Consider the following 11,553-nt stretch of genomic DNA (forward strand, 5'->3'; position numbering starts at 1 on the left):
GTTTTTTAATAAAACGAACATTATTTGCGAAGTTGAAAAAACGGCTTTTAAGTTACAGGAACGTGCTTTAAGTATTTTTAAAATTATGGGAATGAATATGCGTTATATGAATCCAGAAGCGCACGATAAACACATTGCTTATGTGTCTCATTTATCGCATATTAGTTCGTTTATGTTGGGGAAAACAGTTATGGAAAAAGAAAAGAACGAACGAGATATTTTCGATTTGGCAGGAAGCGGATTTGCTTCAACCGTCCGATTGGCAAAAAGCTCGCCACAGATGTGGACACCCATTTTTAAACAAAATAAAGCAAATGTTATCGATACTTTAAACGAGTATATAAATAATTTATCTCAATTTAAAGACGCAATGGAATTAGACGATTATGAATATATTTTTAACGATATGGAAAACACCAATCGTATCAAACAGATTTTAAACGGAATACAATAAATAAAAACTCGAATTTCAAAAACTATATTCCAAAATAGTATTAATTTTAATATGAAATTGGAATTTAGCCTGTCCTTTGACAGACAAGAAACTTGATTTTTACCTGGCTTTCAGCAAGACAGGAAATTTAAAAATATTATGAAAAACAAAAAAGAACTAAGAAACTGGTTAAATGCTTTTAATTTAAAGCATCCTTTAGTGATAGCTGGACCTTGCAGTGCCGAAACTGAAGAACAAGTTTTAACTATTGCCCATCAATTAAAAAATAGCGACACGACTGTTATGCGCGCCGGAATTTGGAAACCACGAACCCGACCAGGAAATTTTGAAGGTGTGGGTGCTTTAGGTTTAAAGTGGTTGCAAAAGGCCAAAGAGGAAACCGGGTTGTTAATTGCTACCGAAGTAGCCAATGCCAACCATGTGGATTTAGCTTTGGAACATGATGTGGATGTGCTTTGGATTGGTGCAAGAACTACGGTAAGCCCGTTTATAGTTCAGGAAATTGCCGAAGCTTTAAAAGGAACCGATAAAATTGTCTTGGTTAAAAATCCGGTAAATCCAGATTTATCACTTTGGTTAGGAGCGGTGGAAAGATTTCATACTTCTGGAATCGATAAATTAGGGGTTATCCATCGTGGATTTTCAACTTATGAAAAAACCAGATATAGAAACAATCCAGAATGGCAAATTCCAATCGATTTACAAAATCGATTTCCCGATTTACCGCTTATTTTAGATCCTTCGCACATTGCCGGTCGAAGGGATATTATTTTCGATTTATGCCAAACTGCTCTCGATTTAAACTACGATGGTTTGATGGTAGAAACCCATAATAATCCGGATAAAGCTTGGAGCGATGCTTCGCAGCAAATTACCCCAGAGACCCTTATTCAGTACACAAAAGACTTGCGTATTAGAAAAGAGGTTGGCGAAGCTGCCGAATTTAAAAATAAAATAAACACCCTGCGTACACAAATAGATGTTATAGATCATCAGTTAATAGATATGCTTGGGAAACGAATGAAAATTGCAGATGATATAGGCGCTCTAAAAAAATCGCATAATGTGGCTGTCCTGCAAACTAAACGATGGAACGAGATTCTGGGTAAAATGATTCTGCAAGGAGAAGAAAGAAATTTAAGCGAAGAGTTTATTTTACGCATGTTTAAGGCCATTCATCAGGAATCGATCAATCATCAAGAAAAGATTATTAAAGAGTAATTCATATGGATCTGTCAGCCTTTAATCCTGAAGTTTCATTACTGGCAGATCTAAATGAAAAGTCTTTTTTAAGGGATTAATTTTTCCTTATTAATTAATATTGCATCTTTGTAATAATGACAGGAATAGTATATAAATCCACAGGAAGTTGGTACACTGTAAAAACAGATTTCGGTACCATTTATCCATGTCGGATAAAAGGAAAATTTAGAATAAAGGGCATTAAAAGCACCAATCCCATTGCCGTTGGAGATCGGGTGGATTTCGATTTGGACGAAGACAACAACGAAAATCCAATAGGAATGATTACCCATATTCACGATCGGAAAAACTACATCGTTAGAAAATCGGTTAATTTATCAAAGCAAACACATATTATTGCATCCAATATCGATCAGGTTTTTTTGCTGATTACTATTGATAATCCTCCGACTTTCACAACGTTTATCGACCGGTTTTTAGTAACTGCCGAAGCGTATTCCATAAAAACGGTTTTACTTTTTAATAAAATTGACACCTATAGTGAAGAAACGCTGGACGAAGTGAGGTTTCTAGCTCATGTTTATCGAAAAATAGGGTATGAATGTATTGGGATTTCAGCAACCACAGGAAAAAACATTGACAAAGTAAAAGCTTTGATGCAGGATAAAGTAAGCATGTTTACTGGACATTCTGGAGTAGGAAAATCGACTTTAGTCAATGCTATTGAACCTGAATTGAATTTAAAAACCAAGGAAATATCCATGCAGCACAGTCAAGGTCAACATACCACCACATTTGCTGAAATGTTCGACTTGAGCTTTGGTGCAAAAATTATAGATACTCCAGGAATTAAAGGTTTTGGTGTGGTTGATATGGATAAAGCTGAAGTAGGCGATTATTTTCCAGAATTTTTTAAACTAAAACAAGATTGTAGGTTCAATAACTGCATTCATGTGGACGAACCCAATTGTGCCGTAAAAGAAGCTTTGGATAAAGACGAAATAGCTTTTTCAAGATATAGAAGTTATCTCCAAATTCTTGAAGGAGAAGATGAACATTATAGAACAGATAACTGGGATCAGGAACCAGAATAAATAGAGTTCCTTCTTTCGTTGGAAGCCATACAAACCGAGCATCATAAATAATTATATGCCAATTACATCTGTCCTCTAAAACATCAATAAAAACCAGATGAAAGCAGTTATTCAAAGAGTTTCAAAAGCACATGTAACCATTAATGGAAAGCAAGTGGCATCCATCTCTCATGGCCTACTTATTTTATTGGGAATTATAGACGAAGATAGTTATGAAGACATTTCATGGTTATCCAATAAAATAGCCAACCTGCGGATTTTTAATGATGAAAATGGCGTGATGAACCAATCCTTAATAGATCAAAATGGAGAGGCTATTGTTGTCAGTCAGTTTACACTTCATGCAAACACAAAAAAGGGAAACAGACCTAGTTATATTAAAGCAGCCAAACCTGATGTTGCCATTCCATTATACGAAGCTTTTGTAAAAGATTTAGAAACGGTTCTAGGAAAACCGGTACAAACGGGAGAATTTGGTGCAGACATGAAAGTAGAACTTTTAAACGATGGGCCTGTAACCATCATAATTGATACTAAAAACAAGGAATAGGTGAATTAATTATGTTTAAAGCTTTGTTTCGATTTAAATAATTTTATTTTTGAGATAAAGAAGCGAAAATACCTACATGCAAAAACTACTACTTTTACTACTTTCCTCCCTATTTTATTTCCAGATATCAGCTCAGGATGATAATTTACTCTTTGTAAAATCCATTCCAATAGAACTTAGGATAAAAGCGAATGCCGTTGTACGGCTTAATAAAGTTCACATAGATATTGTTAGCTACAACAAATTTATATATACCAATAAAAGAATTGTAACAGTCCTTAATAAGGAAGGTGATTATAAAGTTAATACCTATCAACATTATGGTCAGAATGTAAAAATACAAGGTATGGAAGCTCGTGTATATAATTCTGATGGAAAGGAAATCAAGAAATTCAGGAAAAACGATTTCAAAGATGTTAGTGCTGTTCCTGGTGGGACTTTATACTCGGATAGTCGGGTAAAATACCTAGACTACACTGCCATAAGTTATCCATATACCATTGTTTTTGAAACTGAAGTTGTGTACAATTCTACTGCTTTTATGCCAAGTTGGTTTCCTATTGAAGGGTTTTATATAAGTACAGAAAATTCAGAATATAAAATCACGAATACATCTGGAGTTCTTGTAAAACTAAAAACATCAAATTTTGAAAATTATAACATTCATAAAATAAGTGACTTTAACTATCGAGCAGAAAGTATACCAGCCGTAGAGTGGGAAGCTTTTAGCCCAGAGTTTAAAACTTTTATGCCAATTTTAAAAACCGCTTTGACCGAGTTTGAGATGGAAGGTGTAAAAGGCATCAATACCAATTGGGAAGACTTTGGTTTGTGGATGAATAACAGCCTAATAAACGGAACACAAGAATTGCCCGAATCTGTTAAAAACACCATCAAACAACTTACCGAAAATGCCGATTCTAACATGGAAAAAGCCAAGATTGTGTACCAATATATGCAAAATAAAACCCGTTATATAAGTGTGCAAGTTGGTATTGGAGGCTGGAAACCCATGATGGCAGAAGATGTGGATAGATTGGCCTATGGAGATTGTAAAGCATTAACCAATTACACACAAGCCTTATTAAAAGAAGTGGGAGTAGCTTCTTATTATACCATTATCTATGGAGATAATAAGTTAATGGATATAGATAAAGATTTTTCTGCAACCCAAGGAAATCATGCTATTTTATGTTTGCCAAATAATGACGATTATATCTGGTTGGAATGCACAAGCAAGACGAGTCCGTTTGGTTATAATGCCAATTTTACGGATGATAGAGAAGCTTTGATTATTACTCCAAAAGGAGGTGAAATTGTCCGTACCAAAGCATATCATGCCGACGAAAACACTCAAAACATAGAAGCTGATATCTTTTTAGATGAAAAAGGAACTGTTTTAGGAACGATTAACATTCAGTCGAAAGGAGCGCAATATGGCAATCACGAAGGGATACAAAATACCACTTTGAAAGAACAGGAATTATATTATAAAAGCAATTTTTGGAGCGATTTAAACAATCTTGAAATTCTAAAAATGAATTTCAACAACAATAAAGAAAGTATTGTTTTTACTGAAGATGTTCATGTGAAAATTCTTAATTATGCGTCTAAAGCAGGGAATCGCTTATTGTTTCAACCTAATGTATTTAATAAATTATCAATATCGCCTCCAAGATATACGGATAGAAAATTGCCATTTGTTATTGAAAGAGGATTTACAGATGTTGATAACTACGAAATTAAATTTTCTTCAACCTTGCATGTGGAAGCCTTGAAAGAACCAGTATCTATTCAAAGCAAATTTGGTTCATATATTTTAAGTGTCACCGCAACTAACAATATTATAAGCTATAAACGTGAATTGATACTTAATAAAGGTTCGTATTCCAAAGAAGATTATCAAGAGTTTAGAGACTTTTGTTTAAGTATTAAAAAACACGATACCTCCAAAATCATATTTAACTCAAAAACCTAACCTACCCAACCTATGAAATTTGTTTTTTTATTAATAAGTGTATTCACTTTACAAATTGCAACTGCTCAAGATTATAAATTCGGAAAAGTAAGTAAAGAAGAATTACAAGAAAGTCAGCATCCTTTCGAAAAAGATGCCCATGCAGCTGTTTTATATAGAAGCCAAAAAATCTATTTTAATTTCGAGCAGGATAAGGGCTTTGTTCAGTATAATGAAATACACGAGCGTATTAAAATATACAATAAAGAAGGCTATGACCAAGCCACAAAAACAATTAGATTGTATGATGAAAGTCATGATAAAAAAGATGCCCTAGCAGGTTTTAGAGCCAATACCTATAACTTAAATAATGGTAAGATTGAAGAAACCAAACTTAAAAAAGATGGAATTTTTGAAGAAAAAACAAATTATTATTGGAGGCAGACAAAATTCACCATGCCTAATATTACCGATGGCTCTATTATAGAGTTTAGATATACAATTATTTCACCACGATTAGAAATAGGGGATGTGTCTTTTCAAGAATTAATACCGATTAATAAATTAGATTTTATAGTAACAACACCAGAGTATTTTAAGTATAAAACTCTGTCAAATTCCAAAGCTAGCTATTATCCTAAATTAAGTGAAACATATTTTTCTAAAAGAGTAACATTTTCTTATAGAAAACTTCCGGAACCAGGAATGTATGGATCCTCTAAATCGGAATTAGTAACATTTGATAAAGATGTTCGATTTGATGTTATAGAGTCTAATTCCATAAATATTCCATCCTTAAAAGATGAAATATATGTCGATAATTTAAATAATTATCAAGCCAAGTTATCCATGGAAATACAATCCATTCAATTGCCTAATTCGCCTTATGAGAACTTATCTACTTCATGGGAAAAGGTAACTAATACCATTTATAATAGCAGCGATTTTGGCGAGCAATTAAAGAAGTCGGGTTATTTTGGAAATGATCTAGGTCTTGCTATTGCAGGTGCCACAGAGCCAAATGAAAAAATTTACAATATTTTCAATTTTGTAAAGTCTAAAGTAAAATGGAATGGTATTCATGGTTACTATACAAATTTAGGTGTTAGACAAGCTTATAAACAAGGAGTAGGAAATGTGGGAGATATCAATTTAATTTTAACGGCCATGCTACGTGAATCTGGGCTGGAAGCAAACCCGGTTTTAATAAGTACAAAAGATAATGGCATTCCATTATTCCCTACAAGAAGTGGTTTTAACTATGTTGTTTGTGCTGTCAATTTAGATCAAGGCATGGTACTTTTAGATGCATCGGATAGCTATTCTAGTTTGAATGTTTTGCCCATAAAAGCATTAAATTGGCAAGGACGTTTAATTCGTAATGATGGAAGTTCAAATTGGGTGAATTTATCTGTTCAAGAAGCTTCAAAGGAAATTGTTTCTTTAAATATTAAATTAAATTCAGATTTATCGGCCACAGGAAAAGTTAGAAATCAATTTATAGATTATAGTGCTTTAAATTACAGAAACACCTATGGAAATCATTCAAATGATGATTTAATAAAAGATATTGAATCTAAAGACGGAAATTTAGAGGTTTCCAATATTGAAGTTGAAGGTATGAATGTTCCCATAAAACCTGTACTTTTAACTTATGAATATCAGTTAGATGATGCTTTGGAAGAAATTGGAGGAAGCTATTATTTTTCACCTTTGTTGTTTTTAAAGATAAAAGAAACACCTTTTAAACTTCAAACCAGAAAATATCCGATAGACTTAAATTATCCAACCTCCAGAAAATATATGATAAACATCATGTTGCCAGATGGTTTTGAGATAGAATCTTTACCAGAAAATCAAAAATTACAATATAATAGCACGGAAGGAGAGTTTACATATTTAATAAAAGAAAATGGTTCGATGATTCAGGTAATAATCACATTAGATTTAAATAACACACTTATATTACCAGACAATTATCAAGAATTTAAAAAGTTTTTCGAGTTATTAGTAGGCAAACAAACAGAAAAAGTTGCACTTAAAAGAGTATAACAATGGACATAAAAAATTCACAACAACTAGTAGATACTTGGATTAAAGAACATGGAGTTCGGTATTTTAACGAATTAACCAACATGGCTCAGCTAACTGAAGAAGTAGGCGAAGTAGCTAGAATTATAGCCAGACGTTATGGTGAACAAAGCGAAAAGGAAAGCGACAAAGACAAAGATTTAGGCGAAGAATTAGCCGATGTTGTTTTTGTGGTTTTGTGTCTAGCCAACCAAACAGGAATTGATTTACAATCGGCTTTCGATAAAAAAATGGACAAGAAAACCAAGCGCGATCACGATAGACATCACAACAACGAGAAGTTGAAATAGGCTATGAATATTGTACTTCAAAAATTATCTATCCCCAATCATCCGTCTAAAATCAATATCACGGGTTCCAAAAGTGAATCTAACAGGCTGTTGTTATTGCAGGCTTTATTTTCAAATATCGAGATAGATAACCTTTCAAATTCTGATGATTCGATTGTTATGTCCGAAGCCTTAACCACAACTTCCAACATGATCGATATCCATCATGCAGGAACTGCTATGCGCTTTTTAACAGCTTACTTTGCCACGCAAAATGGGAGGGAAGTAGTTCTAACTGGCTCAGAGAGAATGAAAGAGCGTCCAATAAAAATTTTGGTCGATGCGCTTCAAAGCCTTGGAGCAGATATTTCCTATTTGGAGTCCGAAGGTTTTCCACCATTAAAAATAAAAGGAAAAACTTTATCTCAAAACAAGACTTGCCTAAAAGCCAGCGTTAGCAGTCAGTATATTTCGGCGTTACTCCTTATTGCGCCCAGACTGGAAAACGGCCTAGAACTTACCTTAGAAGGAGAAATAACATCTGTTCCTTATATCAATATGACCTTGAGTTTGTTAAATGAAGTTGGTATTGAAACCTCTTTTAAGAAACAGGTTATAAAAGTCGCGAAGCAATCAAAAGTCAACAATCAAAAGCTGGTAATCGAATCCGATTGGTCATCTGCGTCTTATTTTTATAGTATTGTGGCTTTAAGTCCTGTTGGGACAGAAATCAGTTTATCTTCATATAAAAAAAATTCGTTGCAAGGAGATTCTGTTCTGGCAGAAATTTATAAACAGTTTGGAGTTGAAACTAGATTTAATACCAATGAAATTGTACTTCATAAATCAGAAATAGTTAGTGGTCAGTCTTCCGTCAAATTAAACTTGGCAAATACTCCCGACATTGCTCAAACCATAACGGTAACTTGTTTGGGTTTAGGTTTGGAATGTGAGCTTACTGGGCTTCATACTTTAAAAATTAAAGAAACCGATAGACTATTAGCTCTTAAAACAGAAATTGAAAAATTAGGAGGAGATATTTCCATTTCCAACGATAGTTTGTGGTTAAAACCATTAAATACCATAAAAAGCCATATTCGCATTGATACGTATAACGATCATAGAATGGCCTTGGCTTTTGCACCTCTAGCACTAAAAACTTCAATAGTTATCAACGATGCCGAGGTGGTTTCAAAATCGTATCCAAGCTTTTGGGAGGACCTAAAAAGCATTGGTTTTGAAATAACAAAATAATAAGTAGCTAAATACTTGACAACGCCTACTTTCAGGTCGTATATTTGCATCTTTCCAAAATAATAGATTTCCACAAAAACACGTGGGTTATTTATATAAAGTGAAAACGCTAAAAACAGACTACATATGAAATTATCACATTTTAATTTTGATCTTCCAGAAGAATTATTAGCAGAATATCCAGCTGAAAATAGGGATGAATCGCGTTTAATGGTTTTAGATAGAGAGAAACAAACTATCGAACACAAATTGTTTAAAGATTTAATCAACTATTTTGATAAGGATGATGTTATGATTCTTAATAATACGAAAGTATTTCCTGCTAGGCTTTTTGGTAACAAAGAGAAAACAGGCGCAAGAATTGAAGTGTTTTTATTAAGAGAATTAAACGAAGAACAACGTCTTTGGGATGTACTTGTAGATCCAGCTAGAAAAATAAGAATTGGAAATAAATTATACTTTGGCGAAGAAGAATCTTTGGTTGCCGAAGTCATTGATAACACCACCTCAAGAGGAAGAACCTTACGTTTTTTATACGATGGTTCTTATAGAGATTTTCGCGTAAAGCTTAAGGAATTAGGCGAAACTCCGCTTCCAAAATATATTAAAAGAGAAGTAGAACCAGAAGACGAAGAGCGTTACCAAACCATTTTTGCTAAAAACGAAGGTGCCGTTGCAGCACCAACAGCTGGTTTGCATTTTTCTAAACACCTTTTAAAACGTTTGGAAATTAAAGGAATTAATTTTGCTGAAGTTACATTACATGTTGGTTTAGGTACTTTTAATCCCGTAGAAGTAGAAGATTTATCCAAACACAAAATGGACAGCGAAGAAATTATTATTAAAAAAGACGCTGCAGATATTATAAATACAGGTATTAAAAATAGAAAACGTGTGTGTGCTGTTGGAACAACTGCTATGCGTGCTATTGAAAGCTCAGTATCTTCAAACGGAACTTTAAACGAGTTTGATGGATGGTCCAATAAATTTATTTTCCCTCCATACGATTTTAGTATTGCAAACTGTATGATTACCAACTTCCATACACCAAAATCGACTTTATTAATGATGGCTTCGGCTTTTGGAGGTCACGATTTTATAAAAAAGGCGTATGAAGTAGCCATTAAGGAAAAATATAATTTCTATAGCTATGGCGATGCCATGTTAATTATCTAATTAGAATTACATACTAATAAAAAGCCTTGTTTATACAGGGCTTTTTTGTTTTTATTACCTGCTATTAAGTCAAGAAATATTAAATTTATAAGATGATTTAATTTGGATTATTTTTAGGATGCGAGTTTTCTGTTCATCCTAACATTCAAAAATCACAATTCAAAAAATCGAAAATCGAAAATCCTTTACGTACTTTTGCAAAACAATGACAACATCAAAAAAAGACATACGAGCCCTAACAAAAGAGCAACTTAGAGATTTCTTTGTTAAAGAAGGAGATCAGGCCTTTCGTGGAAATCAGGTATATGAATGGTTATGGAGCAAAGGTGCCCATAGCTTTGAGGATATGACCAATGTTTCCATAGAAACGCGACAAATGCTCGAAGATAACTTTGTTATTAATCACATTCGCGTAGATAACATGCAGAAAAGTAGTGATGGCACTATTAAAAATGCGGTTCGTTTGCATGATGGATTGATTGTGGAATCAGTTTTAATTCCTACAAAAACCAGAACTACAGCCTGTGTTTCTAGCCAAGTTGGTTGCAGTTTGGATTGCAGATTTTGTGCCACTTCTAGATTAAAACGCATGCGAAATTTGAATCCTGATGAAATCTTTGATCAGGTAGTGGCTATCGATAAAGAAAGCAGACTATATCACAACAGACCTTTAAGTAATATTGTGTTTATGGGCATGGGAGAACCCCTCATGAATTACAACAACGTGTTAAAAGCCATTGATAAAATTACTTCAGATGAAGGTTTGGGTATGTCGCCAAAACGTATTGTAGTTTCTACTTCCGGCGTGCCAAAAATGATTAAAAAAATGGCCGACGACGAAGTGAAATTCAAATTAGCCGTCTCACTTCATTCGGCAATCGATGAGGTACGTACATCCATCATGCCATTTAATGAAACGTTTCCTTTAGCCGATTTACGTGAGGCTTTAGAATATTGGTATGCAAAAACTAAAAACAGAATTACTTATGAATATGTAGTTTGGAAAGACATTAACGATAAAAAGAAAGATGTTGAAGCCTTAATAGAATTTTGCAAATTTGCACCAAGTAAGGTCAACTTAATAGAATACAACCCCATAGATGATGGCGAATTTCAACAAGCCAATGCTGAAGCCATTGATATGTATGTTTCCATGCTAGAAGCCAATCATATTACAGTAACCGTTAGACGCTCTCGTGGAAAAGATATTGACGCTGCTTGTGGCCAATTGGCGAATAAAAGTTAAAAAAGAAACCTTGTATTCTAAAAATAGAAAAGCCCCAATTTTTAAATTGGGGCTTTTTTTAAATAAAGTCTAATACGTTTAAACTTATTTTTTTAGAACTTTTAAAGTTTCTGTTTTCCCTTCAGCAGAGATTTTAACTAAGTACATCCCTTGCTGTAATGCAGATATATCAATAGAGTTGTTCTGCAACCTTAAGCCATTAACTTGAAGTACGTTTTGTCCCAATTGGTTATATACATCTATCTGATTAATATTCAAT

The 11,553-nt window shown here is 33.6% G+C and carries 11 protein-coding genes; 10 read left to right on the top strand and 1 reads right to left on the bottom strand.

Translation table 11 applies throughout. The features are described from left to right. The 10 genes from VKY47_RS12820 to rlmN form a co-directional block, all read left to right on the top strand. A partial coding sequence (locus VKY47_RS12820; RefSeq protein WP_324313207.1) for a prephenate dehydrogenase dimerization domain-containing protein occupies positions 1-454 on the top strand: 454 nt, incomplete at its 5' end. A 138-nt stretch (positions 455-592) separates the two neighbouring features. After that, complete coding sequence (locus VKY47_RS12825; protein WP_324313208.1) at positions 593-1,675, top strand: bifunctional 3-deoxy-7-phosphoheptulonate synthase/chorismate mutase type II; 1,083 nt, start codon at positions 593-595, stop codon at positions 1,673-1,675. A 116-nt stretch (positions 1,676-1,791) separates the two neighbouring features. After that, the gene (gene rsgA / locus VKY47_RS12830) at positions 1,792-2,751 is read left to right on the top strand and encodes a ribosome small subunit-dependent GTPase A (RefSeq protein WP_324313209.1); all 960 of its coding nucleotides are present in this window, start codon (positions 1,792-1,794) and stop codon (positions 2,749-2,751) included. A gap of 97 nt (positions 2,752-2,848) precedes the next feature. Continuing rightward, positions 2,849-3,301, top strand: coding sequence for a D-aminoacyl-tRNA deacylase (gene dtd / locus VKY47_RS12835; RefSeq protein WP_324313210.1), 453 nt, complete (start codon positions 2,849-2,851; stop codon positions 3,299-3,301). A gap of 76 nt (positions 3,302-3,377) precedes the next feature. Next, complete coding sequence (locus VKY47_RS12840; RefSeq protein ID WP_324313211.1) at positions 3,378-5,279, top strand: DUF3857 domain-containing protein; 1,902 nt, start codon at positions 3,378-3,380, stop codon at positions 5,277-5,279. A 12-nt stretch (positions 5,280-5,291) separates the two neighbouring features. Further along, entirely contained in the window at positions 5,292-7,310 is a 2,019-nt protein-coding gene (locus tag VKY47_RS12845) for a DUF3857 domain-containing protein (RefSeq protein ID WP_324313212.1), read from the top strand. Positions 7,311-7,312: 2 nt separating this feature from the next. Then, on the top strand, positions 7,313-7,639 hold the full coding sequence (locus VKY47_RS12850; protein ID WP_324313213.1) for a nucleotide pyrophosphohydrolase: 327 nt from the start codon (positions 7,313-7,315) through the stop codon (positions 7,637-7,639). 3 nt (positions 7,640-7,642) lie between these two features. After that, complete coding sequence (locus VKY47_RS12855) at positions 7,643-8,872, top strand: 3-phosphoshikimate 1-carboxyvinyltransferase (RefSeq protein WP_324313214.1); 1,230 nt, start codon at positions 7,643-7,645, stop codon at positions 8,870-8,872. 126 nt (positions 8,873-8,998) lie between these two features. Then, entirely contained in the window at positions 8,999-10,048 is a 1,050-nt protein-coding gene (gene queA, locus VKY47_RS12860) for a tRNA preQ1(34) S-adenosylmethionine ribosyltransferase-isomerase QueA (RefSeq protein ID WP_324313215.1), read from the top strand. Positions 10,049-10,253: 205 nt separating this feature from the next. After that, complete coding sequence (gene rlmN / locus VKY47_RS12865; RefSeq protein WP_324313216.1) at positions 10,254-11,294, top strand: dual-specificity RNA methyltransferase RlmN; 1,041 nt, start codon at positions 10,254-10,256, stop codon at positions 11,292-11,294. Between the two features lie 84 nt (positions 11,295-11,378). Here rlmN and VKY47_RS14470 read toward each other — a convergent pair whose 3' ends face one another. Continuing rightward, positions 11,379-11,552, bottom strand: coding sequence for a T9SS type A sorting domain-containing protein (locus tag VKY47_RS14470; protein ID WP_414731229.1), 174 nt, complete (start codon positions 11,550-11,552; stop codon positions 11,379-11,381). Position 11,553 lies beyond the last annotated feature (1 nt).

Source organism: Xanthomarina sp., from assembly GCF_035306705.1.
Classification (GTDB): domain Bacteria; phylum Bacteroidota; class Bacteroidia; order Flavobacteriales; family Flavobacteriaceae; genus Xanthomarina.

What these genes read in the sequence shown, in the direction of transcription:
- VKY47_RS12825 (WP_324313208.1), top strand. Translation starts at nt 593, where the DNA reads ATGAAAAACAAAAAAGAACTAAGAAACTGGTTAAATGCTTTTAATTTA.
- rsgA (WP_324313209.1), top strand. Translation starts at nt 1,792, where the DNA reads ATGACAGGAATAGTATATAAATCCACAGGAAGTTGGTACACTGTAAAA.
- dtd (WP_324313210.1), top strand. Translation starts at nt 2,849, where the DNA reads ATGAAAGCAGTTATTCAAAGAGTTTCAAAAGCACATGTAACCATTAAT.
- VKY47_RS12840 (WP_324313211.1), top strand. Translation starts at nt 3,378, where the DNA reads ATGCAAAAACTACTACTTTTACTACTTTCCTCCCTATTTTATTTCCAG.
- VKY47_RS12845 (WP_324313212.1), top strand. Translation starts at nt 5,292, where the DNA reads ATGAAATTTGTTTTTTTATTAATAAGTGTATTCACTTTACAAATTGCA.
- VKY47_RS12850 (WP_324313213.1), top strand. Translation starts at nt 7,313, where the DNA reads ATGGACATAAAAAATTCACAACAACTAGTAGATACTTGGATTAAAGAA.
- VKY47_RS12855 (WP_324313214.1), top strand. Translation starts at nt 7,643, where the DNA reads ATGAATATTGTACTTCAAAAATTATCTATCCCCAATCATCCGTCTAAA.
- queA (WP_324313215.1), top strand. Translation starts at nt 8,999, where the DNA reads ATGAAATTATCACATTTTAATTTTGATCTTCCAGAAGAATTATTAGCA.
- rlmN (WP_324313216.1), top strand. Translation starts at nt 10,254, where the DNA reads ATGACAACATCAAAAAAAGACATACGAGCCCTAACAAAAGAGCAACTT.